The sequence below is a fragment of the Deinococcus sp. Arct2-2 genome, from assembly GCF_004801315.1.
GTDB lineage: Bacteria > Deinococcota > Deinococci > Deinococcales > Deinococcaceae > Deinococcus.
Map to the genome: position 1 here is coordinate 1 of NZ_SSNW01000010.1, position 23,845 is coordinate 23,845.

The window sequence follows — 23,845 nt, forward strand, 5'->3', positions numbered from 1 at the left end:
GCCCTCCAGGCCCTTGGAGCCACCATGATCTAAAACTTAACAAGGATGTACTTAGAAGATGAATCGCCAGTTCATTCCCATATGAAATTGGCCCGCGCGTTGCACGCACGACGGCCTCACACGGATGGGGCAGGGACGTGGTGAGGTGGCGGTGTGGTGGTTTTAGCTCCTCACCCTTGAGGGGGGGAGGTTGGGAGGGGGTGAGTGAGCGCAGCGATTGCCCTTCCTCAGACCCTCAAACCCTAGACCCTTAGACGCCTTTGCGACACGAACGCCTAACTCCCCACTTCCTCCGCTGCCCACACCTCTTCCGGAGTCTCGCGCCTTCTCATCAGCTTTAGCTCTCCGCCCTCCCACAGCACCTCGGCGGGGCGGGAGCGGGTCAGGTAATTACTGCTCATGCCCGCGCCATACGCTCCGGCTTCGTGAATCGCCAAGAGGTCGCCGCGCTTGGGGGTGGGCAAAGTCACGTCCCGCGCCAACAGGTCGCCACTTTCGCAGGCTGGCCCGGCAACGTCCCATACCGCGTTTTCTGACCCTTCCCACAAGGCCGACACCGGATGCGCCGCGCCGTACAGCATGGGCCGCAGCAGCTCGGTCATTCCTGCGTCTACCAGCACAAAATTCCGCCCGGTTCGCTTGGTTCCCACCACCCGCGTCAGCAGCGTTCCGGCCTGCGCCGTCAGGTAGCGGCCCGGTTCTACCCACAGTTCTGCGCCAAACACGCCCGCTACCGCCCACGCTTCCCGCGCAATGCCGGGCAAGTCGGCGTTCAGACCCCAGCCGCCGCCCGCGTCCAGCACGGCCAGCGGGCCAGTGTGGGGCCTGAGATCGGCCAGCCGTGCAAACGCCGCCGTAAAATCCTGCGCGTTGCGAATGGCGCTGCCGATATGCACATGCAGCCCCAGCGCCGTGTGGCCCGCGTCCCGCAAGGCTTGCAGCACCGCCGGAGCCTGCGCCAGTGTCACGCCAAATTTGCTATTTGCCGCCCCTGTAGCAAGGTGATCGTGCGTGCTGATCTCCAGCGCCGGATTCACCCGCACCAGCGCCCGCGAGTGGGGCGGCAGCAAGTCCACTTCTTCGGCCCGGTCGACAATAAAAGTGCCTCCCAGCCGCGCTCCTGCCGCGTATTCGGCCTCACTTTTGGCAGGCCCATTGACCAACACATTCTCGCCGCCCGCGCCCACCCGTTCGGCCCGCGCAATCTCGCCTGCGCTGACGCATTCAAAGCCCACGCCCGCTGCGTGCAAGCGCCGCAGCAAGGTCAGATTGGGATTGGCTTTCATGGCGTAGTACACCCGCGCCGCGCCAAACGCAAAGCGCACCCGCTCCAGCGCGGCGTCTAGTTCGGCGGCGTCGTACAGGTACAGCGGCGTACCGTACTGGGCGGCGGCGCGGTGCAGGTGTTCGGGGGCCGGGGCGTGTTGGGGGAACTCGGTGGGGGAGAGGCTCACAGGTTCCCAGTGTAGACCGCCAGTGCAAACCGTGCGTGGGGCGGCCTTCAGCATAAGCCGGAAGGGACAGTCCGGTCAGCTTGGCCCAGCTTCGGGGCTGCTCTGCCACGACAAGCGCACTGCGGCCTTCTTGTGGCATACTGAAGCTAGTAAGACAAATGTTCAGTTAAGTTGGTACGGTACATCAGGAACCTCATTCAGATGCCTAAAGATGCGTTTTCATCTGGCCCCGTGCCACTGCCTGCCACACCCCTCATCGACTTGGCGATTCAGCTGAGCGAGCGGCAACCGGAATCCTCGTTTCAGCTGGCGCAACTGGCCTATGTAGAGGCGCGGAGAACGGCTGACGAGGCGGCGCAGTGGGCGGCACTGGCCCAGCAGATTCCGCTGGCAGGCTTTTTGGGCATGAACACTTGGCTGGCCGAACATGCCCCAGAAGCGGTGCGCTTGGGCCAGATATACGCGCCCCCACGTCAATTGCGGCGCATTCACGGTATTTTGGGCATCGCGTATTTGTGCTTGGGCCAACTGACCCAGTCTGCCGAACAACACGAGCAGGCCTGTGCGCTGGCCCAACACCTCGACGCCGCTGAACTGGCTTTTGCGCTGTACAACTCCAGTATCGGTTTCAATGAATTTCACCGCCCAGAGCGGGTGCTAGAGCTGGGGCGAGACATGTTGGCCCTCGATTTGGCCGGGTTGCCGCCCGATGTTCAGAACAAAGTCTGTTCGTATGGACACCTGACCTATGCGGCAGGCTCGGCGCATTTGGCAGAACACGCCCTCCTAAGCGGCTACGACACGGACGTGAGTGCTCATGCCCGTCTGGGCCTTGTGGCCCTCAGCCGCCTCCTTCAGTTGCCGCCGATTACCGACAATGCCGCTTTTCAGCAGCGCATGTTGCATGTGCATGTGCGCCTGCTGGAATTTATGGAGCCTGTAGGGGTGCAGGTGGGGTATGTGGGCCAAGCAGACCCGCTGCGGCAGGCGCTGGAGCGGTGGCGGGTTTGGACGGACGCCCACGAACTCAGAATCAACCCGCGTACCGAGCACCGCTGGCTGTGTGCGCTGGGCCGCGAGGCCGGACTGCGGGGCAACGCGGCAGGCGTTCATTCCTATTTTCAACAGGCGTTAACCCTGACCCAGTCCATTCCTTTCGAGGACACGGCTTGGTTGCGCCTGCACAGTCAGTACGGCCATGCCGCGCGGCAAGTCGGAGACCTTGAAACGGCGCTGCTTCAGTTGGAAGCGTACAACCGGCTCCTGTTTGCCCGCTTGCAACATGAGGCCAGAAGGACGCTGGAAGAAATGACCGCCCGCTTTCAGGTGGCGCAGGCGCAGCAGACCAGCAAAGTGGCGCGGCGGCGGGCCGACACCCTCAGTCAACTGGTGCAGCAGCAGGAACACGCGCTCCAAAGCGAGCAACTGCATACGCTGGAGCGGCTGGCAACAGTGGCCGAATACCGCGATCAGGATTCGCGGGCGCACATTCATTGGGTCGGAGACGCGGCGGCCTGCATAACGCAGGAATTGGGGCAGACGCCAGAATTCGTGCAGAGCTTGCAGGTGGCCGCCCGCTTGCACGATATCGGCAAAATTGCCCTGCCAGACGCTATTTTGCAGAAGCCCGGACGCCTGACGCCTCTCGAATTCGAGATCGTCAAAACCCATGCCTTGATTGGCGCAGACATCTTGGAAGGCCCGCAGCATCCTTTTTTGCCGTTAGCAGCGGCGGCGGCCCGCACCCACCACGAGCGTTGGGATGGCGGCGGCTATCCGCTGGGCCTGCGTGGCAGAGCCATTCCGCTGGTGGGCCGAATCGTGAGCGTGGTCGACGTGTACGACGCGTTGCGAGCGGCGCGGCCTTACAAAGAAGCGTGGACGGAAGACGACGCCCTGAACTACCTCAAGCACGGCGCGGCCAGTCAGTTTGATCCGCAAGTTATCCATGCATTTTTGATGGCCCACGCTGCCGGGCGCTTGCCTGAGAGGAAAAGCGTGGGCGGCAGCGTGCTGCGGAGTGCCTAGAGCGGTTCCGTTGAAATGTGTCCCTGTCTTCCCCCGATAAAGTGAGGTGTTCGCAGCCTAGAAGTTATTGCCCAGAATTCGCAGCGCATGGCGATTGCTTCCCCCGTTACCGCGCCGCGCCGCGCCCTCTGCTAAGCTCGCGGGCGGTATGACGGCAGCGGCAAATTCCACCCCCACCACCCCCCTGATAGACGCCCCAGCGGTGCAGAACTCCGGGGTTCAACCCTTTGTGGTTCAGAACTATTTGGGCAACAATTCGGGCGTCGCTCCGGCGGGCGAGCGTGTGCTTTGCGCCATGTCGGGCGGCGTAGACAGCAGCGTCACGGCGGCCCTCCTGAAAGACGCGGGCTATTCGGTGGTGGGCGCGATGATGCGCTTTTGGCCCGATGACAAGCGTGTGGATACCTTCGACACCTGTTGCTCGCCCGACGCGGCCTATGAAGCGCGGCGCGTGGCCGAACAAGTGGGCGTGCCATTTTATCTGCTGGATTACCGTGAGCAGTTTCAGCGCCACATCGTCGGCCCTTTTCTGGACGAGTACGCCAAGGGCCGCACGCCCAACCCCTGCGTGAACTGCAACACCAAAGTCAAATTTGACGAACTGGTGAAGAAAGCCAAGATGCTGGGCTGCCGCTACGTTGCCACCGGGCATTACGTGAAGCGCGTGGAACTGGGCAGCGGCGAGGTGCAGTTTCACCGAGGCGACGATCCCCGCAAAGACCAGACCTATTTCCTATGGGGCACGCCCCGCGACGCGTTGCCGTTCATCTTGTTCCCGGTAGGCGAACTGGAAAAACCCCGCGTGCGCGAGATTGCCGAAGAACGCGGCCTGCTTACCGCCCGCAAGCCCGAAAGCCAGAACATCTGCTTTGTGCCCGGTAAGGTGCAAGACTTTGTGGCCGAACACATTCCGCAGGCCACCGGGTTTATCCGCGAAATCAGCAGCGGCGAAGTGGTGGGCGACCACATGGGTACGCAGTTTTATACGCTGGGCCAGAAGAAGGGCATGGGCCTGTATCAGTCTCACCGGGTACGGCACATCGTGCACCTTGACCCGGCTACCAATACCGTCTGGGTGGGCGACTACGAAGATTGCCTGTGGACTGATCTGAAGGCTGAAACGCCCAATTACCTGCTGGATTTGGCCGACTTGCCCACCGAACTTGATGTGCAGGTGCGCTACCGCACCAAGCCAGTCCGGGCCACCGTTATCCGTGCTGATGAAACGGGCTTCGAGCTGCGCTTTGCCGAACCGCAGTTTGCAGTTGCGCCGGGCCAAAGCGCTGTGCTGTACAACGGTTCTCACTTGCTGGGTGGTGGCCTGATTGCTGACCATACGCGGGTGTTGCCTGTACTGCCTGCTTAAAATTGAAGTTTAGGGTTTTCTCCTACTCTTCGCCCCACCCCCCAGCCCCTACCCCACCGGATAAGGGGAGCGACGCTCCGCTCAGGAGGATTGATCTTGTCGTATGTGGACTCGGCGGTCTAGCTCACTTGAAGCGGAATCGCCAGTTGTCTTGACTCTGGAATTGGCCCGCCCACTGCGTGGACGACGGCCTCACACGGACTTGAGCGGGGCCGAGGTGAGGTGGCGGTGTCAGCGCTGCTGTTGCCCTCGCCCCGTGTGGGAGAGGGGCGCTGTGAAACAGCGGGGTGAGGGGGCCACCCAGAAAGCGCCCCCGCCCAAGCACCTTAGTCCCTTGACCCTTAGACCAACCCCCAGAAAACTTAGCCTCTAATACCGCCGCCCCGCCGTAACCTTGCCTTCCGGCTCGCGCCCGTTCAGCATGTCCAGCAAAAAGTCCCGTGTCAGACGTGCGCCGCGTGGCACGAGGTCTTCGGTGGTGCTGGCAATATGCGGCGTGAGAATCAGGTTGGGCTGCCCCCACAGCGGGTGGTCTTTGGGCAGCGGTTCGGGGTCGGTCACGTCCAGCACCGCGCCGCCCAAGTGCCCGGACTGGAGGGCCGCCAGCAAGTCATCCGAGACGATCAGATTGCCGCGCCCTAGATTGTTGATCCATGCCCCAGGTTTTAGGCGGGCCAGCAAGTCGGCGTTCACGATGCCGCGAGTGTCGGGTGTGCTGGGCAGCAAGAGCACCACCCAGTCGGCCTTGGCCAAAGCTGCATCCCGTTCTGCTGGCGGGGTAGCGCTGCGAATCCCTGTCACCTGTGCGCCAAACGGTTCCAGCATTCCTTCCAAAATCCGCCCGATGTGGCCGTGACCCCAGATGGCCACATTCAGGCCATCCAGCGTGGTCAGGCCAGAGTTGTCGGGCAAGGCAGGCGAGGCCCACTCGCGGCGGGCCTGTGCATCGCGGAAACGGTGGAAACCGCGTGCAGCACCCAGCATTCCGGCCACCGCATGCACCGCTACAGCCCGGTCGTGCAGGCGGTTGGCGTTGTACAGTTGCACCCCTTTCGGTAGGTGGGCCTGCACATGTTCGATGCCCGCCGTGAGGGTCAGCGCCCACGCCAGCCCCGGCGTTGCCAGCAAGCGGGCGCGGGTGTGCGGGCCAGTGAGCCACAACACCACGCCGTCAGCATGGCCGTCCGGCACATGGGCGGTGGAATAAAAGTCGAGGTCTATGCCCGGTACGCCGTGTTCATTGTGCAGGGCGAGGGCGCGGAAGGCGGGCAGATCGGGCAAGAGAACGCGCATGGGGCAACCTCAGGGGCAAAGAGAAAGGAAGGCGGTCATTGGGGCAATGGCGGATTTTCGGGCAGATTCAGCCATTCTGGACGGGTAATCTCCATATGAACATCGGTACGCTCCGGGCGTTCGCTGCGGCCTACTTCGCGGAAGCCGCACGCCAAAAAAGCACGCTGGGCGCGGCGGTTGTGCCCAAAAGTGGTGAGGCGAATGCGCGACAGCGGAATGGTGCGTTCCTCGAAAGCCCAGCGCAGGAGCGCCGCCACCGCTTCCCGCCCGTAGCCTTGCCCCCACAGTGCTTGCACGCCGATCATGACGCCCAACGTGGCGACGCTGGGAATGCTGGGCGGGTGCGGGCGCAGATCGTACAGTTCCGCGCTGCCTATAAGTGCGCCGCGTTCGTCCAGCACGCCGAAGCCCGCGCGTTCGCCTGTTTTTTCTTCGTCTTGCATTACTCGCCGAAACAACCATTCGGGCATTTTGATGGGCTTGGCATCGTTCCAGTCGGCCAGTTCCCGGTCTCTGAAAAAGCCGTGCAGCGTGCGCCACTCGCCCGCGCCAAAGTCCAGCAGGGGCCGCAGCGTCACGCGCCTGCTGACGTGCTGCTGCGCCTGCCCGGATTGTTCCGGCTCTGGTGGGTCTTGCTCTGGCATGATCGGTAGTTTAGCCCCCGTGTGGCCCGTGAGGTTGCTCATTCAGTGCGCCGATGGCCCGCACCACGTCCCGCGTCAGGCGCGACAGGTGGAAGGCGTCGCCCTCGGCCCGCTCTACGGTGCGCGTGGCTGGGTCAACCACCAACAGGGCCAAGGTTTGCCCGCCGCCATGCCGCACGTTCACGCCCAGATGCCCCGCCAACGCCGCCTGATCTGCACCCGGCAATGTGGCCCAAGCCAGTGCCGATTCTTCCAGCCCCAGATGCGCGGTGGGCAGGGCGCGGGCGGCCAGTTCTGCCGTGAGCCATGCCAACGCCTCAGGCCGTCCGCCCACGATGCCCTGCTCTATGTGCGGGCTGGGTTGGTTGTAGCGAATCGGGAGGCCGTCGCGCCGCAGCAAGTCTCCACCCGATGCCCGTAGCAGCGCGTGGCCCGCCGCGATGTCCCATTCACTACGCGGCGACATGGTAAACGTGGCGTCTGCCTCGCCCGCCGCGATCCGGGCCAGCTTCAGCGCGATGCTGCCGCTGGGTTTCATGCCGGGAAGATCGTGCAGATGCAGTTCGCGCTTATATTCCGTGCCCGAAATTGCCACGATGAAGGGGTCATTCGTGCCGCCGCTGCGGGTGCTGACGCTGATGCGTTCGCCATTTTTCGTTACACCCGCGCCCACCATGCCCGCAAACAGTTCACCGCTTGCCGGTGCGAACACCACGCCCAATACAGGCTCGCCGCCCACCGCTAGGCCGATGCTGACGCTAAAATCGGCAGTGCCTTTCACAAAGTCGTTGGTGCCGTCTATCGGGTCAACGATCCACACCCGCTCTCGCCCCAGCCGCTCGGCTTTGTTTTCGGGACTGTCTGTTTCTTCTTCACTCAGCAGGCCGTCGCCCGGAAACGCTGCTTTCAGGCCCGCCACGATCAGCGCCGAGGCTTCCCGGTCTGCCGCCGTTACCGTGTCTTCTGCCGAGGTCTTGTATTCCACGATGAGGCCGCGTGCCAGATGCGAAAGCAGCAGTGCCCCCGCTTCCCGCGCCAGTTGGATGGCGGTGTCTAATTCTTGTTGGAGTTTGGCGGGTGGGAGGGGGGGCATGGGGGCAGGATAGCGGGGGGCGGGGTTGAGTTGATGCCGCGTGTAAACCCCCCAGTCTGCTTCGCAGCCAGCCCCCCTTAAAGGGGAGCGCAAAAGCTGTTGTCCTCCCCTCTCCTGCGGAGCTTTTCAAGTCTAAGGGGGGGCGTTGCGGAGCAACGGGGGGGTTCATCCATAACCTCAGATAACAATCCCTCAGTCATCCCCGCCCACCATCTCCCCAGTCCCCGTCCCCTTTCCCCCATCTAGCGGCGTACTTTCCAGCCGCATCAGGGCGGGCGAGAGGAATCCGGCGAGGCTGGCGAGCGTAGCCAACACACCCGCCACCACGAAGACCCAGCGTACGCCGATGGCCGATCCCAGCGGCCCCACCAGCGCGAGGCCCACCGGCGCGGCAAGCCCCATGACCGTAGACAGCAGCGACAGGGCGCGGCCTTGTAGTTGGTTGGGAATGATGGTTTGCAGGGCGGCGGTCATGGGCGCGTTGCCGTACACGAAGGTTGCGCCGCTGATGACCCACCACACGATGGCCAGCCAGAAGGCGTCGGCGGGGGCAAGGGCCGTAAACGCCACCGTAAGGCACGACAGCGCAAAGGCGATCAGCACGGTGGCGATCCGCCGTTTGGGGTTCAGGGCGGCCACCAAGAGTCCGCCCGCGATCATGCCGATGCCCGACAATCCTTCCATCAGGGCCACCTGACCTGCGCCGCCGCCAAAATATTGTTTGACCAGCAGGGGCGTGAGGGTAAACGTGGGCATAATCGCCAGCACGACGACGGCCAGCAGCGCGTACAGGCGGCGCAACCCCGGATGATTCCACACCAACGACACGCCCTCGCGGAATTCCTTCCAGACACCTAACCGCTGATCTTTGGGGGTGCGAATCTGCGGAATCTTGTAAATCAGCAGCGGCACGATGCCCAGCAGGGCGGTGAAGACGTCGATCAAGAGTGCGCCCTGAAGCGGCATCACGCTGATGGCGAGTGCGCCCAGCGGCGCGGCGGCCACCGTCATGATGCCCATGAGCGACTGGTTGAGGCCCGCTGCACGCGGCAAAAAGTCGCCCGGCACCAGCATGGAACTGCTGGCCGCCGAGGCTGGCCCCTGAAACGCCTGCATACTGCTGCGAACAAACATCATGGTGTAGACGTGCCAGAGTTCTATGCGCCCGGTGGCAAACAGAAAAATCAGCACCAGCATGCACAGGGCGCTGACGGTATCGGCGACGATCATGATCAGGCGGCGGCTGTAGCGGTCTGCAAAAGTGCCGCCGAGTGGCCCCAGCAAGGCTTGCGGCAGCAGCGCGGCCATGCCTGCTGTAGCTAGGGCCGACGCGCTGCCGGTGGTATCGGTGATCCACCACAGCAGCACGAACTGGGTCAGGGCCGAGCCGATCATGGAGAGGGCTTGGCCGCCAAAAATGGCCCAGAACCGCCGCTGCCAGCCGGGGCCGGGGTCTGGGTGCTGTGCGGCTGAATTCAGTGCGGCTGAATTCAGCGTGTCCACCGAATCAACTCCTCGCGTACAGCATCAAGGTAGGCGGCGGGCGCGTGGCTGAGGCACAGGCCGTCGCAGGCCAGCCGGATGGCATGGGCGCGGCCCAGTGGCAGTCCATCGGCTTCGGCAGCGGCCATCAACTCGGCTTCGGTGGCCTGCCATGCGGCAAGCACGTCGGCTTGCACCGCCAAGGTCTGCATCACCGCGTAAATGGCCTCTTCTTCGGCGCTGGGGTCAAAGCTGACGGCGATGTAGGCCCGCGCCCATGCTCCCGGTTGTTGCCCATGCGCGGTCAATTCGGCCTCCAGCGCCGCTGCCACACGCCCCCGAAACTGCTCCAGTAGCCTCAGCGCCAGTGCATTCAGCAGCGCCTCACGCGAAGGAAAATGATGCAGCAGCCCGCCTTTGCTGACGCCTGCTTCTTTGGCAACAGCATCGAGCGACAGGCCCGCGCCAAGGTCTTTGAGGGCGGCGGCGGCGGCGTCGAGCAGGGTAACGCGGGTCAGTTCGGGGTTACGTGTCCGGGTCATGTGGAATACCTCTGGACTAGACTAGCATACCGTCTGGACGGTTTGTAGACGTGACCTCTGCCCTCGCCTGCCTAGCCCCCGCATTGACCCCCGGCCCCCGCGCCCGCTATGCTCCCCCCTATGACCCGTGCCCGCTTTGTTCGCCAGAACAACGTGAATGACGATCCCCAGTAGGGGACGCCTCGCCGCACGCCGCGCCCCCGTACTCCCCAGCCGGAGTCGGGGGTTTCTTTTAGAGACACAGCCTTTAGAGCCAGAAGCCAACCAGAACCACTTAAGGAGCCGCGCCCATGACCACCGAATCAGCCCAGTCCACTGCTGCCCCCACCCGTCTGCCCCGCACCCTCACCCGTGACCTGTCCAAATTCGACGGCCAAACGGTGCGGTTGCAGGGCTTCGTTCACGCCCGGCGCGATCTCGGCGGCGTGCAATTCGTGGTGCTGCGCGACGTGTCGGGCATTACGCAGTGCGTGGGCAGCGGCCTGAGCCTGCCCCTCCCCGAAAGTTCGGTGGAAGTGGTGGGCAGGGTGAAGGCGCACCCCAAAGCCCCCGGCGGATTCGAGGTTCAGGTAGAAACGTTCGCGGTCATTACGGCGGCTATAGAAGCCTCGCCGCTGGAAATTCCCAAGATGGAATGGAACGTGAACCCCGAAACGATGCTGGATTACCGCTACGTGTCGGTGCGTGGGCTGCGCGAACGGGCGGCGCTGAAGGTGCAGGCGGAATTGGTGTTCGCCTTTCACAGCCACCTGCGCGAACAGGGCTTTACCGAGATCAGCACGCCCAAAATCGTGTCGGCGGGAGCAGAAGGCGGCGCAAACCTGTTTAAGCTGGACTACTTTGGCGAGCAGGCGTATTTGGCCCAAAGCCCGCAGCTGTATAAGCAGATCATGGTGGGCGTCTTCGAGCGCGTGTACGAGGTTGCGCCCGTGTACCGTGCTGAAGAACATGCCACGAGCCGCCATCTGAACGAGTACCTCAGCCTCGATGTAGAAATGGGCTTCATCGACTCGGAAGAAGACGTGATGAACCTAGAAAACAGCGTGCTGACAGCCATGATGGAGCGCCTGAAAACCACATGCGCCGCTGAATTCGCGCTGTTGGGGGCCACCATTCCCGAAGTGCCTGCCCACATTCCGCGCATTCCCCTGATGGAAGCCCGCGCCCTCGTCACCGAAAAGTACGGCCACGCGGTGGGCGGCAAAGACCTTGACCCCGAAGCCGAGCGCCTGTTGTGCCAGCATTACGCCGAGACGGAAGGCAGCGATTTCGTGTTTGTGACCAAGTACCCCCGCGCCGCCCGTCCCTTTTACGCGCACGCCGAGATCAACCCCGATGGCAGCCTCAGCCCCGACATCACACGCGGCTTCGACTTGCTGTTCCGGGGCATCGAAATCACGTCGGGTGGGCAGCGCATCCACGATCACGCCATGCTGATGGACTCGATTCGCGCCTACAAGATGAACCCCGAAGCCATGACTGGCTATTCCGAGGTGTTCAAATTTGGCATGCCCCCGCACGGCGGCTTTGCGATTGGGGCCGAACGCCTGACCGCCAAACTGCTGGGCATTAGCAACGTGCGCTACGCCCGCGCCTTCCCCCGCGACCGTAACCGCCTGACGCCTTAAGAGCCGACAGTTAAGAAGTGCCAGCCCGGCTACTTGCAATTTGAAATAAAACGAGTGTAAAAGTATTCAAACGTTTCTAAGTCGATCGACTTTTAAACACGCCCCGTTCATATCAGACGAACAGGAAAAGTTGGACAACTGGCTTGCGAAGAAGGACGGGGGTTTTCTTTGCCTCTGTCCTTCTGTTCATTTGCTGATAAAATTAACTGCTGAGCCATCAACATGCAATTTTAGCTACACCAATTGGATACAAAAGCGGTGTGTTTCCATACAGCGGGTCTGGTTTTATGCGTGTAATCTAAATTCTGGATGACCACACCCGGTGAGCGTCGTCAAAACCTGCGTCTGCCTGCCTTGCCAGAGCAGGTACAAGAAAATGGTGTGTCTTGGTCTCAACTCTTGCGGCGGCGGGTCTACTTGGTGGCCTTGGCGTTTGGCGTTCCAGTGTTACTGATGGTCTGGGTGCTGGAATTTGGTCAGCCCACGCCCGATCCATATATCTTGTACGCCCACCCCTTGCTGCTGATCATGTGCGCGTGGGCCACAGGCTGGCTGCTACGCGGAAGGCCGTTGCGGGTGGCCGAGCAGGTGGTCTTTGGGTGCAATGTGGTGGCGGTGCTGGCCCAGTCCCTGATTACGGCGCTGACTCCCGGTGCGCCGATTCTGGATTTGTCCAGCAGCACGTACTGGATGTTGGTGGCCCTCTCTATTTTGGCTTTTTTGATGTTCGGCACGCGCCGCGCCGGAGTCCTGACCGCCGCGAATTACTTGGTATGCGTGGCGCTCCCTTGGGCCGCATTGGTGGCACGTGGAGAAGGCAGCCTGAGTGCCAACACCAGTTTGTTGCGCGTGCAACTGACTTGCGGCGCGATTCTTATCTTGCTGTTTGGGCTGGCATGGTACCGGGCACGCTTTTTGCAGGAGCGCCATGAGCGCCTTACCCTGTTTCATCTGGCACACACCGACCCGCTGACCGGGCTGCCCAACCGCCGCGCCCTCTATCCCGCCGTAGACGCCTTGTTGCTGGCTCTCCCTCAAGGCACTCCCAGCAGCGTCATTTTGCTGGATTTGGACTACTTCAAGCGCATCAACGACACTTACGGCCACAACGTAGGCGACGACGTGCTGATGTACACCGCCGCCCTGCTGCGCTCGGCCCTGCGCGACGGCGAAACGGTGGGCCGCTGGGGGGGCGAGGAGTTTCTGATCACCTTGCCCGATACCGACACGGCAGCCGCCACCAAAGTGGCCGAACGCCTGCGCCGACTGATGCAAAACACGCCCCAACCGCCCGCCGGACAGGTCACCGCCAGCTTGGGCGTAGCCACCTGCGAACCCGGAGACGACCTGCGGGTGCTGACGGCCCGCGCCGACGCCGCCATGTACGAAGCCAAGCAAAAAGGCCGCAACCGCGTTGTCGTCGCGCAGCGGTCTGCTTTGGCCGAACCCGGCACGCTCTCGCCGCCCACCTTGACCTTGTGGGGCGAAGAAGTGGGCTAGGAGGGCATAAGCTGGAGCATGAACAGCGACTGGGCCGCACTTCTAGACTTGCTGCTGGCCCCGCTTTCTGATGAAGATGGCTGGCAGGTACGCCGCGCCTTTGTACAGGCCTTGGAAACGTTGCTCCTAGATTCGGGTTCGCTGCCCTATGCCCCCGAACAACTGCGCTGGGCGCGGGCTGATGCACTGATGGCCGCCCTGACCGCTCATGCCGAAGATCAGGCCATTCCGGCTTGGTGGTTGGTGCTGCAAGTGGACTGGAAGGCCGCCGATGAGGTGGAGTGGCAAGCCCAGTTAATTGCCAAGACACAAGGCCTGACCAAACCGTATGAATGGCAGGCCAACCCCGGTGACGGTGTGCCAGAAGGTTTGGCTGCCTTTGCCGCTTGGCTGGAACCGCAGGGCTTTTGCTACCGCCCTTGGCTGCGTGACGAAGATGCTTACGCTGGATTTGTCGTGCCGCACGCGCTGGCTGAGGCTGTTGAAGTGGTGGCCTTGCGTGTGGGGCTGGATGGGTGATACGGGCTCCGAATAAAAAGCTTTAGAATAGGGGGATCAAACAGACCCTCTTGACGGCCCCCCTGGCACACGATGCCGAAGTCTTCTGGCAGCTCTACACCGCGAGCACCTGTGCCGTGGAACGGCGCAGGGCGCACTTCTTCGCGCTGCTGGCCGAAGGGCGGCGACCGAGCGAGGTCTTGCACGTGACCCGCTACAGTCAGTTCACCGCCTACGAACTCATGGCGCGGTATCGCGAGTTGGGTCTGGCCGGACTGCGCGATGGGCGGCAGAGCAACCGGGGCGCACCCCGCGTGCTCACCGCAGAGGAGCAACAAGCTCTGGCCGCTCAATTGCAGGCAGATGTTGAGCAGGGCATCGTGTGGTCGGGCAAAGACGTGCAGACGTGGGTGCACGAACAGTGTGGCAAGACCGTGTACTTGGGCCGCACCTCTGAATTCATGCGGGCGGCGGGGTTCTCCCCGCAACAACCCCGACCCCGTCACGTCAAAGGTGATGAGGCCGCCAAGACCGACTTCAACACAAAGGGCTAACGGAGGCGCTCCGCACGGCGGAGCGTCTCCATCCTCGGGTGTCGCTGTGGTGTCTGGACGAACACCGGCTGGGGCTCAAACCGATTCGCCGACGGGTCTGGGCGCCCACAGGTCAACCCTTCACTTGTCCAGTGAAGCCCGCCTACGAATGGCTGTATCTGTACGCATTTGTCAATCCAGAAACCGGCGAGAGCCGATTCTGGCTGGTGCCCGTTCTGAACAAACAGGCGTACACCGCCGTCATGACGGCGTTTGCCCACAGTGTCGGCGCGGGTGCCGACCATCACGTGCTGGTGGTCCAGGACGGCGCCGGTTTCCATGTCCCTGCTGGGCAGGGACAGCCTCCGGGGATTCAGACGATCACCCTGCCACCCTATGCTCCAGAGTTGCAGCCCGCTGAGCGGCTCTGGGCGCTCACCGACGCCACCGTGGCTCATCGGGCATTCGACACGCTGGACGATTTCTCTGAGGTGCTGGGCCAACGTTGCGCCTGGCTCGAAACACAGCCCGACCTCCTCACCCAGCACACCCTCTTCCACTGGTGGCTTTTATCAACCAACTAATCGGAGTCCGTATGAGAGGGATGCTTTGGCTTTTGCGCTGAAGGACGGAAAGGATTTGGGTTTCTCGCCTGCTCCCACGCTTTCCCCCACCCCCCAGCCCCCACAGGGGTCAGGGGAGTTTGTCGCTCCGCTGAGGAGGATTGATCTTGTCGCGTTCAGATTGGGCTAGATCGTTCATCTGAAGCGGAATTGCCAGTCGTCTTGGAGATGGGATTGGCCCGCGCGTTGCACGCACGACGGCCTTGTACGGATGGGGTGGGAAGGCTGTGTGTGTTTTGTCCCTCTCCCCTTGCGGGGGAGGGCGCTGCGCAGCAGCGGGAGGGGGGAAATGAGCGATAGGGATTGCCCTTGACCTGCCCTTAAACCCTTAGACTTCCCGCAACCCAGCCGCCCCAGCCCACGCCAAATGCTCTAGCATCTGCCCCATGCTTCCCGCTCAAGAGCAGTTTGCACAGTTTTCGGTCGACGGTCAGCGCCTCTACGGTTTGCTTCATATCCCTAGTGAACACAGTCCCAGTGGCGAGCGGCCCGCGCAGGGGTGGCCCTCGGTGGTGCTGGTTCACGGGTTTACAGGCAATCAGGGCGGCGATCACCGCTTGCTGCCTGTGCTGGCGCGGCATTTGGCGGCGCGGGGCGTGGCCTGCCTGCATTTCGATTGCCGGGGCAGCGGTATCTCTCAGGGCGACTTTTCTGAAATGACTGTGACCCGCGAGGTGCAGGACACGGCGGCGGCCTTCGAGTACATGCGCCACCAACCCGGCCTAGACCCCGAACGGGTGATGCTGCTGGGCTTCAGCATGGGCGGTATCGTGGTTTCCTTGGCCGCCGCGCAAGTTAAGCCGCACCGTTTGGCACTGTGGGCACCCGCCCTGCCCGAACTGTGGCTGCCCCTGCTGCGCGGCGGATTCGTGCCGCCTGTGGTCAGCGATCATGGGGGCTGGCCCGTCAGCCGGGAATTTTTGCTGGAAGTGACGCGCCTGAAGCCCCTAGAGGCAGCGGCAGCATGGGGACAGAGCATGGGCGGCGGCGTGGCCCGCGTGTTTCACGGCGACGCCGACCAGACCTGCCCACCCGAATATGGCGTGCGCTATGCACAGGCTCTAGGCTGCGACGCAGTGGCGATTCCCGGCGGCACGCACACCTTCGAGAGCTTTAGCAGCACCGAAATGTTGTACACGGAAACGGTGCGCTTTTTGACGGGTGGGTGAGGGGGAAGTCTAAAGGTCTAGGGTCTAAGCTCGACTTTGGCCATTAACAGGGGAGCAGCTTGCTGCTCCCCTGTCAGACTTGAGCATGTCACCGCTTCCGGAGTGGTTCACTGGCATCGTCCAAGGCTTCGCTCCTCTCTTTTCGACGAGAATTTGGCCGCAGATCCAACTGCTCGTGGTCGGGGCGCTCCTCTCGCCTGGCAAACGAACCGTGACCGCAGCGCTGCGGGTGCTCGGTCTGGCGGATGATCCAGGGTTCGGCACGTTTCACCGCTTGTTAAATCGAGCGCGCTGGTCGAGTCTTCAGGCGAGTCGGGTGCTGCTTGAGCTGCTCACCGCCTTTGTTCCCTCTGGCCCACTGCTTCTCGGCTTGGACGACACCACCTTCCGACGTACTGGAGCGAAGATCAGTGCCAAAGGGATTTACCCTGACCCGGTGCGGTCGAGCCACGGGCCCTTCGTGAAAGCCAGCGGGCTCCGCTGGCTGAGCCTGATGCTGCTGACCCCCATTCCCTGGGCCCAGCGCACTTGGGCGCTGCCGTTCCTGACGGCACTGGTGCCGTCACAGCCGTATAACGCAGAACGCGGTCACCAGCACAAGAGCCTGATGCACTGGGCCCGGCAGATGCTACGTGTGGTGCAGCGCTGGTGTCCTGGACGGCCGCTGATCGTGGTGGCGGACAGCGCGTATGCCAGTATTGCTTGGCTCCATAACCTCCAGCAGGGCCAGCCGATCACGGTCATCACCCGTCTTCGCCTAGATGCCGCCCTCTACGCCCCCGCACCCGAACGCAGGGCCGGCCAGCTGGGCCGGCCCCGGCTGAAAGGCAACCGCCTCCCGACCCTGGCCTCCTTGGTTCACGACGCAGAGACGCATTGGGAACGCCTCCAGGTAGGCCGCTGGTACGGGGAAACGAACCGCGAGGTCGAGATCGTTTCTCAGACCGCGGTTTGGTATCACAACGGCCTCCCACCCCTTCCGGTGCGCTGGGTGCTGATCCGTGATCCCAAGGGCAAGTTCTCCACTCAGGCCTTGCTCTGTACGGACCTGTTGCAGACCCCCATCCAGATCTTGGAGGACTTCGTGCAGCGTTGGCAGTTCGAGGTCACCTTTGAAGAGGTTCGGGCACATTTGGGCGTGGAAACACAGCGGCAGTGGACTGATCTGGCCATGGCCAGAACAACCCCAGCGTTGCTGGGGCTGTTCTCACTTGTCACCCTGATGGCTCACGAACGCTGGAAGAGCCATGACGTCTGGGTTCGTCGGGCCGCTTGGTACGACAAGACCCTGCCCACCTTCGTTGACGCGCTCGCCGAGGTTCGGCGAGCCTTGTGGAAGGTGCCGACTTTTCGCACATCTGCACCAGAACGCGAAATGGTTCAAGTCCCGCTTGAGTTTATCGACCGTCTCGCAGACGCACTCTGCTACGCCGCCTGATGGTATTCAATGGCCAAAGTCGAGCTAAGAGCCTGTTTATAAGGTTCCGTTGAGCTTTTTCAGCATTGCGAAAACGCCGTATCTATGGTGTGTTGCTCCCTCTCCCCTTGCGGGGGAGGGCTGGGGAGGGGGGAAGTGAGCGCAGCGAATGCTGTTCCACACGCGATTTGCCGAAACTGGCCACCCTTCATAAACACGCTCTAGGAAAAAGGGCACCGCCCTCTATGGCCGCACCGCCAGCCAGATCGTATGTTTCGCGCCTTTGCCGGGGCGTTCGCGGGCTATCCGGGTTTCTACGTTGTAGCCCGCTTTGATTAGGCGGGCGGTGAATTTGGGGTCTGGGTCGACCGACCAAATTGCCAACACGCCGCCGGGGGTCAGGGCAGCCGAAATTGCCTTCAGTCCCTTCATGCTGTACAGCCAGTCGTTTTCCTTGTGGGTCATTCCGTCCGGGCCGTTGTCTACGTCCAGAAGAAGAGCGTCCCACACAGCGCGGCTGCCCCGAATCAGTTCAGCCACATCGCCCACATGCACGCGGGTTCGGGGGTTGTCGAGCGGACGGCCCGCGCACTCGCCCAGCGGCCCCCGGTTCCAGTCCACCACTTGCGGCACCAGTTCGGCCACCGTAACAAGCGCATCTGGCCCAGTAGATCGCAGCGCCGCCGCCAGCGTAAAGCCCATACCGAGGCCGCCCACCAGCACCCGCACGCCTGCCCGCCCCGACACTATTGGGCAGGCATATTCGGCCAGCGCGTCTTCGGAACCGTGCATGCGGCTGTTCATCAGTTCGCTGACGTAGCCGCTGATCCGGATCGTAAATTCGTCGTCCCGCTGATACAAAATCAGGTCTTCGGAACTGCCCGGAATTGGGGCGCGGCTGAGGACGGTGTAACCACTCACGCGGCCAAGTGTAGCTGGGGTTAAGGGCTAAGAGTGGCTCATGAACATTTATTTTTGCTCCCTCACCCTTGAGGGGGGAGGGTTGGGGAGGGGGTGAATGAGCGCAGCGAATGCTTTTCTCAGACCCTTCGACCAAGCCCCAGAAATCGTCCCCTACAGCCCAATCAGCGCCCCCACAACCGCCGCCCCCACCACCACCAACGCCGAATTGAGGCGGCTGCGGCGCAAGATGACGAACGTAATGGCCGCCAACGCCGCCGCTGCCCACGAATGAATGCTGGTTTGGCCCAGCACCAGCACGCCCGCCAGCATCACGCCGCCGCCGAAGGGGAGCAGGGCGTCCCGAAAAGTCAGGCTCCACGGGTGGGCGCTGTGCCGCTTCCAGAGTAGGGCCGCCGCTGCACTGAGTACCGCTGTAGGGCCATAAAACCCGATGGTGGCGGCTGCCGCGCCCCAGCCCCCGGCGATCACGAGGCCGTAATGCGTGACGGCCAACAGGTTCGGCCCCGGCATCAGTTGGCCCAGGGCAAAGCCGTTGGCAAAGGTGCGGGCGTCTATCCAGCCACGTTGTCCCACCAGCAGGCGTTCCATTTCGGCCAAATTGGTGCCACCAAACCCAGTCAGGCCGAGGCGCACGAAAGTCAGAAAGAGGTCTAGGAGAAGTTCAGGCGTTGCCATGCGTTTCCTTGGTTGGACGGTGTGCCACCAAGCCCACCCCCACCAATACCGCCAGCACGGGCAGCAAATCCAGTCGGAGCACGCCCAGCGCCACAAAAGTCAGCACCGTGACCGCCGCGCCAACGGGCAGGCGTCCGGCCTTCACGCTCCAGCCCACGCGCACGATTGGGCCAACCATCGTCAGCATCACGGCCAACGCTGCACAGGCCGCGCCCCGCAGCGCACTTTGCAGCACAGGAGGCAGGCCACCGGGCAGGCCCAGCAGCAGGATGGTGACGGCGGTCATGGCGATCAGCCCCGGCGTCAGCACACCCAACGTACTGGCGAGTGCGCCGCGTTTGCCGCCCAGCCGCGCCCCCACCATCGCCGCCAAATTCACGCCGTTCGGCCCCGGCGTCAGTTGGGCCAGCGTAAAGGCCTCGGCAAATTCGGCGTCGCTGAGCCAGCCCCGGCCCAGCATGGCGCGGCGCGTATGGGCCGGAATGCCCCCGCCGATGCCCGCCAGCGCCACGCCCACAAAAGCGCGGGCCAGTTGGAAGGTCGTGGGTGCGTCTAGCTGGATCGGATCATCCTCCAAAGGGGGCGGCAGAGTGGCAGTCACCCCCGCAGCCTACCCCCGTCAGGCACGCCAAGAGGCCAAAAACAGCGTGACCGTGCAGGGAACACAGGCACACACAATGCACAATATTCATCCCGTGTGAAGTCTGTAAATTCTGCCCCGCCATTTCGCCTATTTGGAACTCTGGCCTCTGGCTTATGCTGTGAGGCAACATGACATCCCCGCCGCCCAACGTTGCCGTGCAGGTGCGCGACCTCCGCAAAAGTTACACCGTCCACGAAAAAGACCCCGGCTTCGTCGGCAGCGTCAAGTCGTTTTTCAACCGCAAATCGCATGAAGTGGGGGCCGTCAAGGGCGTCTCGTTCGACCTTGCACCCGGCGAAGTGGTGGGGTTTTTGGGGCCGAACGGGGCAGGGAAGACCACCACCCTAAAGATGTTGTCGGGCCTGCTGCACCCTACGGGCGGCACGGCGCGGGTGGCAGGCTTCGAGCCACGCAAGCGCGAAACCCCGTTCCTGAAGCAAATTACGCTGGTCATGGGCCAAAAACAACAACTGATCTGGGATTTGCCCGCCCTCGATTCCTTCCTCGTGAATCAAGCCATCTACGAAATTCCCGAGGCGCAGTACCGCGCCACCATGCGTGAATTTACCGAGGTGCTGGGGCTGGAAGGCATCCTGAAAAAGCAGGTACGCAAGCTGAGTTTGGGCGAGCGCATGAAGTGTGAACTGGCCGCCGCGCTGCTGCACCGCCCCAGAGTGTTGTTTCTCGATGAACCGACGATTGGCCTTGACGTGAATATGCAGGAAAGCGTGCGGGCCTTCGTGCGCGACTACAACCAGCGGTTCGAGGCCACCGTGATCCTGACCAGTCACTACATGGCCGATGTAACGGCGCTGGCCCGCCGAATTTTGGTCATCGACGCGGGCGTGCTGGTCTTTGACGGCGACCTTGCCAGCCTTGCTGAACAGAGCAGCGGCGGCAAAACGGTGCGGTTGCAACTGCGTCAGCCAATCTCGCTGGCCGAGTTGTCGCGCTACGGCTTTGACGCCAAAGTGGACGGCCTCAGCGCCGAACTGAGCGTGCCCCGTTCAGAAGTGAGCGCCCGCGCCGCCCGCCTGTTGGCCGATTTGGATGTGGCGGATTTGACGGTAGAAGACCCACCGATTGAAGCGGTGATGGCGGAGTTGTTTGGGGCCGGGAAGGAAAAGGCGGTGGCTGAAGGTGTGGGGTAAAGCGAACGTGGAACGTAGATCGTGGATCGTAGTTTGGTGCTTTTGCCTTTCCCACGATCCACAATTCACACCCCACTTCCCCCGCCGGGGGCGCACATGACTCCCTTCCTCCGCAAGTTCCGCGTCCTCTTTTCTACCCAATTCGCTCTGATGACCGAATACCGGGCCGAAATCGTTATCTGGATGCTGTCTGGCACGCTATCCCTCGTCATGATGCTGGTTTGGATGGGACAGGCCGCCGCCGCGCCGGGGGGCCAGATTCGCGGGTTCTCGGCGTCCGACTTCGCGTCGTACTTCCTTGCCACTTGGTTTGTGGGGCAACTGTTGGTGGTCTGGGTGGCGTGGGAACTGGATTTCGAGGTCAGGCAAGGCACGCTGTCGCCCAAGCTGCTGCGCCCGATGGATCCCATGTGGGGTCACTACAGCGGGCATGTGGCCGAAAAAATCGTGCGTTTTCCGATCATGCTGGTGCTGGTTGGCCTGTTCGCATGGCTGGCCGAGGCGCGGTTCAGCCTCGATTGGCGTGTGTACGCCGCCGTCTTGGGTCTGGTCATCTTGGGCTTCACGGTGCGCTTTTTATGGGAATACTCGCTGGGCCTGCTGGCCTTCTGGACAGAATCCAGCACCAGTTTTCAGGAAGTGGTCTGGCTCGTGTACGCCGCGCTGGGCGGCCTGTTTGCGCCGCTGGCCTTCTATCCACAGTGGGTGCAGGACATCGCCGTCTGGACACCGTTTCCGTACATGCTGGGCCTGCCCGCCAGCCTGATCGCCGGAAAAGCCACGCTGGAACAGGCCGGACAGGGAATGCTGGTGCTGCTGGGCTGGCTAGCCGTGTTCGTGCTGGTGCGCGTGTGGGTGTGGCGCGTGGGTCTGAGGAAATATGGGGCGGTGGGGGCGTGAGCGCCGTTGGCAGGATCGTGGATCGTGGGGGGTGGATCGTAGAAAAATCCCAATCACGTTACACGATCCACGTTCCGCACTCCATTTTTTCCCACACCCGACAACCCACGTTCCACTCCACGCGCAAAGGGCGCACATGACCCGCTACCTGCGCCTCATCCGTATTTTTACTGGGGCCACCATTTCGGCGCAACTGGAATACCGGGCCAACTTTTTGGGCGCGGTACTCGCCAGCCTCGGCGAAGTGGGTGTGGCGTTGCTGGGCATCGCGGTGCTGTTTGGGCAACCGGGAACCGTCAGCGTGGGCGGCTACTCGTTTCATCAGGCCTTGTTAGTAGTCGGGTTTTTCATGCTCACAGAAGGCTTTATCAGTGTGTTCGTGCAGCCCAACATGAGCAAAATCGCCGAAGCCGTTCGCACGGGCAGTATGGATTTCACGTTGCTTAAGCCCATCGACGCGCAGTTCAACGTGTCCACGCGCAACCTGAACGTGTTGCGCGTCACTGACATCCTGATCGGCCTCGGCCTGATCTTCTATGCTGCCTCGTTTCTCACGGTCACGCTGGGGGGCGTGCTGGCCGCCGCCGTCATGTATCTGTCGGCCCTAGTCATCGTGTACTGCATTTGGTTGGCGCTCAGCACCACCGCGTTTTGGTTCGTCAAAACCCAAAACATGTCCGAATTGTTCAACGGCGTGTTCGGCGCAGGCCGTTTTCCGGTCACGGCGTTTCCCGTTCCGGTGCGGGCCTTCCTGACTTTTGTCGTGCCCATCGCGTTTATTACTACCGTGCCCGCACAGGCGCTCACAGGCGGATTGTCCACCCTGCTGGCGCTGGCCTCGCCGCTGGTGGCCGCCGTGCTGTTTGTCGGCAGCCGCCTGTTTTGGAAGAAAGCGGTGGGCAGTTATACGAGTGCGAGCAGTTGAGGGGAAGAGAAGGGTAATCGCTGGCGCTCACTCACCCCCTCCCTGCGGGCTGTACCAGTCAAGGGGGAGGAGCAAAGCCTCTAGCCCTTCGTTAGACCGCCCCGCCCCCTCCCTGTACCCGCGCCCACACGCTTTCCAACGTTTCCTCGCCCCCAGCCCAATAAAACTGCGTCACATAGGCCGTGTCGCCCTCAAAGCGCACGCCAGCCCTGTCCTGAAACTCGGCCAATGTCCAGCCCCACGCGCTGCTCTGGTCAATTAGGCCGCGCAATTCCTCGGTACTGGCAATGGCCTGCTGGCCCGTCACCACACGGTTTTGGGCAAACGACATGAACGTTTCGTAGCCTGAGTCATAGTCCGTCATTCGGAGTCTATTCGCACGCCACGCCGTCCCCGTCACCGTCCATCTCGGGGCGGTAGCCGGGTTGCCCACGCCGAATTGGGGCGGCTCCGGCAGCGCGGGCAGCGGCGCAACTGGCAAAATAGACCGGGCCAGAAGCTGAACCAGAGGCCGAAGCTTCGGCGTCTTCGCGTGCGCCTTCCTTGTCGGTGGGGCAGCCCTTCAGCGGCAAGGTGTATCGGTTTCCGGCGGCCCGATTCACGCGGTAGCCCAAGTCTTCCAGCGCCCCCAGCGTCAGCGGACTCACCGGATTCACGCGGCCCGTGTAGTCTCCAGCGTCGCCCGACAAGATTTCGGAGCAGACCGCGCCGCCCGCCCAGTGCCCCGCGTCGGCGTCCAGCGGAATGCCCGTGCTGACCTTGCCGCCCAAGTTCTGATAGGCCGCCAACGCTTTGGCCCCCGTGTAGAAATACCTCCCGTTTACCTTGCGGATCAGGTTTTGGTCGTCCGAATCGCCGCTGAGAGACACCCGGTAATCGGCTTCCCATAAGGTGCCTACGCCGAGCGCGTGCAGCATTTCGTGAATCATGGTGTCCAGCAGGTCTACTTTGGGCAAGTCGCTGAGGCCATTGGAATTCAGGTCGACGACGCCGTAAATTGGCAGGTAGGAGCCGTCGTGCAGGTCGCAGGGCGCGGCTTCGGCGTATTTGTCTTCGCCCAAATCGCTGACCCGCACAAAAACAAAGAATTGCTGCACCCTTTCCTTGATTTTCGGCAAGTTGGAATCGCAGGAATTGGCGGGCAAATTCAGCGTGACGGGGGCAAACGGAGAGGCGATCAGGGCCGAGACCCGCGCCGCCGCCTCGCGCACGGTGGCCTGCTGCGCGGCGTTCAGGGTCTTGCCCAAAAACCGGAGTTCCACAGCGAAGGGAGCTGCGGCTTGTGCGCTGGCGGCGGGCGCACACATTAGGCCTATGCCGAGGCACAGCAGGCGGAACCAAGGGGATCGTTTCACGG

General features: G+C 62.6%; 22 protein-coding genes and 1 pseudogene. 12 read left to right on the forward strand and 11 right to left on the reverse strand.

What is annotated here, in order from left to right:
• Positions 1-275: 275 nt before the first annotated feature.
• Complete coding sequence (gene lysA / locus E7T06_RS06405) at positions 276-1,454, reverse strand: diaminopimelate decarboxylase (RefSeq protein WP_240740884.1); 1,179 nt, start codon at positions 1,452-1,454, stop codon at positions 276-278.
• Positions 1,455-1,655: 201 nt separating this feature from the next.
• Here lysA and E7T06_RS06410 point away from each other — a divergent pair, with 201 nt between their 5' ends.
• Together E7T06_RS06410 and mnmA are read left to right on the forward strand one after the other, a co-directional pair.
• On the forward strand, positions 1,656-3,482 hold the full coding sequence (locus E7T06_RS06410; protein WP_136365004.1) for an HD domain-containing phosphohydrolase: 1,827 nt from the start codon (positions 1,656-1,658) through the stop codon (positions 3,480-3,482).
• A gap of 148 nt (positions 3,483-3,630) precedes the next feature.
• Positions 3,631-4,848, forward strand: coding sequence for a tRNA 2-thiouridine(34) synthase MnmA (gene mnmA / locus E7T06_RS06415; protein ID WP_276605560.1), 1,218 nt, complete (start codon positions 3,631-3,633; stop codon positions 4,846-4,848).
• A 369-nt stretch (positions 4,849-5,217) separates the two neighbouring features.
• Here the strand turns inward: mnmA and E7T06_RS06420 are convergent, their stop codons facing one another.
• The 5 genes from E7T06_RS06420 to E7T06_RS06440 all read right to left on the reverse strand — a co-directional run bounded on the left by E7T06_RS06420 (position 5,218) and on the right by E7T06_RS06440 (position 9,902).
• Positions 5,218-6,141 carry an NAD(P)-dependent oxidoreductase gene (locus E7T06_RS06420; RefSeq protein WP_136365005.1) on the reverse strand — a complete coding sequence of 308 codons (924 nt, stop codon included), beginning with the start codon at positions 6,139-6,141 and terminating at the stop codon, positions 5,218-5,220.
• 35 nt (positions 6,142-6,176) lie between these two features.
• Positions 6,177-6,785 carry a GNAT family protein gene (locus E7T06_RS06425; RefSeq protein ID WP_240740885.1) on the reverse strand — a complete coding sequence of 203 codons (609 nt, stop codon included), beginning with the start codon at positions 6,783-6,785 and terminating at the stop codon, positions 6,177-6,179.
• A gap of 10 nt (positions 6,786-6,795) precedes the next feature.
• The gene (locus E7T06_RS06430; protein WP_136365006.1) at positions 6,796-7,878 is read right to left on the reverse strand and encodes a 3'(2'),5'-bisphosphate nucleotidase CysQ; all 1,083 of its coding nucleotides are present in this window, start codon (positions 7,876-7,878) and stop codon (positions 6,796-6,798) included.
• A gap of 192 nt (positions 7,879-8,070) precedes the next feature.
• On the reverse strand, positions 8,071-9,381 hold the full coding sequence (locus tag E7T06_RS06435) for an MFS transporter (RefSeq protein WP_240740886.1): 1,311 nt from the start codon (positions 9,379-9,381) through the stop codon (positions 8,071-8,073).
• Positions 9,369-9,902, reverse strand: a complete 534-nt coding sequence (locus tag E7T06_RS06440) for a TetR/AcrR family transcriptional regulator (RefSeq protein WP_136365007.1) — start codon at positions 9,900-9,902, stop codon at positions 9,369-9,371. The genes E7T06_RS06435 and E7T06_RS06440 overlap by 13 nt, the downstream gene beginning before the upstream one ends.
• Positions 9,903-10,192: 290 nt before the next feature.
• Between E7T06_RS06440 and aspS the strand changes: the two genes are divergently transcribed.
• From aspS to E7T06_RS06475, 7 genes and pseudogenes are all read left to right on the forward strand, one after another.
• Positions 10,193-11,530: an aspartate--tRNA(Asn) ligase gene (aspS, locus tag E7T06_RS06445; RefSeq protein WP_136365008.1), complete on the forward strand. Its 1,338-nt coding sequence runs from the start codon at positions 10,193-10,195 to the stop codon at positions 11,528-11,530.
• Positions 11,531-11,839: 309 nt separating this feature from the next.
• Positions 11,840-13,030, forward strand: coding sequence for a sensor domain-containing diguanylate cyclase (locus tag E7T06_RS06450; RefSeq protein ID WP_136365009.1), 1,191 nt, complete (start codon positions 11,840-11,842; stop codon positions 13,028-13,030).
• An 18-nt stretch (positions 13,031-13,048) separates the two neighbouring features.
• On the forward strand, positions 13,049-13,549 hold the full coding sequence (locus E7T06_RS06455) for a hypothetical protein (RefSeq protein WP_136365010.1): 501 nt from the start codon (positions 13,049-13,051) through the stop codon (positions 13,547-13,549).
• 50 nt (positions 13,550-13,599) lie between these two features.
• Positions 13,600-14,082 (forward strand): winged helix-turn-helix domain-containing protein, encoded by a 483-nt coding sequence (locus E7T06_RS06460; protein ID WP_136365011.1) that lies wholly within the window; start codon positions 13,600-13,602, stop codon positions 14,080-14,082.
• Between the two features lie 35 nt (positions 14,083-14,117).
• A pseudogene (locus E7T06_RS06465) lies at positions 14,118-14,645 on the forward strand (IS630 family transposase); the annotation flags it as partial.
• 425 nt (positions 14,646-15,070) lie between these two features.
• Positions 15,071-15,853, forward strand: coding sequence for an alpha/beta fold hydrolase (locus E7T06_RS06470; protein ID WP_136365013.1), 783 nt, complete (start codon positions 15,071-15,073; stop codon positions 15,851-15,853).
• Positions 15,854-15,938: 85 nt separating this feature from the next.
• On the forward strand, positions 15,939-17,291 hold the full coding sequence (locus tag E7T06_RS06475) for a transposase (protein ID WP_136365014.1): 1,353 nt from the start codon (positions 15,939-15,941) through the stop codon (positions 17,289-17,291).
• Between the two features lie 222 nt (positions 17,292-17,513).
• On the opposite strand, the gene E7T06_RS06480 is transcribed toward E7T06_RS06475, so the two are convergent.
• The 3 genes from E7T06_RS06480 to E7T06_RS06490 form a co-directional block, all read right to left on the reverse strand.
• Positions 17,514-18,191 carry a hypothetical protein gene (locus tag E7T06_RS06480; RefSeq protein ID WP_136365015.1) on the reverse strand — a complete coding sequence of 226 codons (678 nt, stop codon included), beginning with the start codon at positions 18,189-18,191 and terminating at the stop codon, positions 17,514-17,516.
• 153 nt (positions 18,192-18,344) lie between these two features.
• Entirely contained in the window at positions 18,345-18,869 is a 525-nt protein-coding gene (locus E7T06_RS06485; protein WP_136365016.1) for a chromate transporter, read from the reverse strand.
• Positions 18,856-19,470 carry a chromate transporter gene (locus tag E7T06_RS06490; protein ID WP_240740887.1) on the reverse strand — a complete coding sequence of 205 codons (615 nt, stop codon included), beginning with the start codon at positions 19,468-19,470 and terminating at the stop codon, positions 18,856-18,858. The genes E7T06_RS06485 and E7T06_RS06490 overlap by 14 nt, the downstream gene beginning before the upstream one ends.
• A 170-nt stretch (positions 19,471-19,640) precedes the next feature.
• On the opposite strand from E7T06_RS06490, the gene E7T06_RS06495 reads away from it, so the two are divergent.
• The 3 genes from E7T06_RS06495 to E7T06_RS06505 all read left to right on the forward strand — a co-directional run bounded on the left by E7T06_RS06495 (position 19,641) and on the right by E7T06_RS06505 (position 22,488).
• Positions 19,641-20,663, forward strand: a complete 1,023-nt coding sequence (locus tag E7T06_RS06495) for an ATP-binding cassette domain-containing protein (protein ID WP_136365017.1) — start codon at positions 19,641-19,643, stop codon at positions 20,661-20,663.
• 96 nt (positions 20,664-20,759) lie between these two features.
• Positions 20,760-21,563, forward strand: a complete 804-nt coding sequence (locus E7T06_RS06500) for an ABC-2 family transporter protein (protein ID WP_136365018.1) — start codon at positions 20,760-20,762, stop codon at positions 21,561-21,563.
• Positions 21,564-21,699: 136 nt separating this feature from the next.
• Positions 21,700-22,488, forward strand: a complete 789-nt coding sequence (locus E7T06_RS06505; protein WP_136365019.1) for an ABC transporter permease — start codon at positions 21,700-21,702, stop codon at positions 22,486-22,488.
• Positions 22,489-22,579: 91 nt separating this feature from the next.
• On the opposite strand, the gene E7T06_RS06510 is transcribed toward E7T06_RS06505, so the two are convergent.
• Both E7T06_RS06510 and E7T06_RS21680 read right to left on the reverse strand, forming a co-directional pair.
• Complete coding sequence (locus tag E7T06_RS06510; protein ID WP_240740888.1) at positions 22,580-22,852, reverse strand: hypothetical protein; 273 nt, start codon at positions 22,850-22,852, stop codon at positions 22,580-22,582.
• Between the two features lie 7 nt (positions 22,853-22,859).
• The gene (locus E7T06_RS21680; protein ID WP_240740889.1) at positions 22,860-23,843 is read right to left on the reverse strand and encodes an excalibur calcium-binding domain-containing protein; all 984 of its coding nucleotides are present in this window, start codon (positions 23,841-23,843) and stop codon (positions 22,860-22,862) included.
• Positions 23,844-23,845 lie beyond the last annotated feature (2 nt).

What these genes read in the sequence shown, in the direction of transcription:
- E7T06_RS06410 (WP_136365004.1), top strand. Translation starts at nt 1,656, where the DNA reads ATGCCTAAAGATGCGTTTTCATCTGGCCCCGTGCCACTGCCTGCCACA.
- mnmA (WP_276605560.1), top strand. Translation starts at nt 3,631, where the DNA reads ATGACGGCAGCGGCAAATTCCACCCCCACCACCCCCCTGATAGACGCC.
- E7T06_RS06420 (WP_136365005.1), bottom strand. Translation starts at nt 6,141, where the DNA reads ATGCGCGTTCTCTTGCCCGATCTGCCCGCCTTCCGCGCCCTCGCCCTG.
- E7T06_RS06425 (WP_240740885.1), bottom strand. Translation starts at nt 6,785, where the DNA reads ATGCCAGAGCAAGACCCACCAGAGCCGGAACAATCCGGGCAGGCGCAG.
- E7T06_RS06430 (WP_136365006.1), bottom strand. Translation starts at nt 7,878, where the DNA reads ATGCCCCCCCTCCCACCCGCCAAACTCCAACAAGAATTAGACACCGCC.
- E7T06_RS06440 (WP_136365007.1), bottom strand. Translation starts at nt 9,902, where the DNA reads ATGACCCGGACACGTAACCCCGAACTGACCCGCGTTACCCTGCTCGAC.
- aspS (WP_136365008.1), top strand. Translation starts at nt 10,193, where the DNA reads ATGACCACCGAATCAGCCCAGTCCACTGCTGCCCCCACCCGTCTGCCC.
- E7T06_RS06450 (WP_136365009.1), top strand. Translation starts at nt 11,840, where the DNA reads ATGACCACACCCGGTGAGCGTCGTCAAAACCTGCGTCTGCCTGCCTTG.
- E7T06_RS06455 (WP_136365010.1), top strand. Translation starts at nt 13,049, where the DNA reads ATGAACAGCGACTGGGCCGCACTTCTAGACTTGCTGCTGGCCCCGCTT.
- E7T06_RS06470 (WP_136365013.1), top strand. Translation starts at nt 15,071, where the DNA reads ATGCTTCCCGCTCAAGAGCAGTTTGCACAGTTTTCGGTCGACGGTCAG.
- E7T06_RS06475 (WP_136365014.1), top strand. Translation starts at nt 15,939, where the DNA reads ATGTCACCGCTTCCGGAGTGGTTCACTGGCATCGTCCAAGGCTTCGCT.
- E7T06_RS06485 (WP_136365016.1), bottom strand. Translation starts at nt 18,869, where the DNA reads ATGGCAACGCCTGAACTTCTCCTAGACCTCTTTCTGACTTTCGTGCGC.
- E7T06_RS06495 (WP_136365017.1), top strand. Translation starts at nt 19,641, where the DNA reads ATGACATCCCCGCCGCCCAACGTTGCCGTGCAGGTGCGCGACCTCCGC.
- E7T06_RS06500 (WP_136365018.1), top strand. Translation starts at nt 20,760, where the DNA reads ATGACTCCCTTCCTCCGCAAGTTCCGCGTCCTCTTTTCTACCCAATTC.
- E7T06_RS06505 (WP_136365019.1), top strand. Translation starts at nt 21,700, where the DNA reads ATGACCCGCTACCTGCGCCTCATCCGTATTTTTACTGGGGCCACCATT.
- E7T06_RS06510 (WP_240740888.1), bottom strand. Translation starts at nt 22,852, where the DNA reads ATGACGGACTATGACTCAGGCTACGAAACGTTCATGTCGTTTGCCCAA.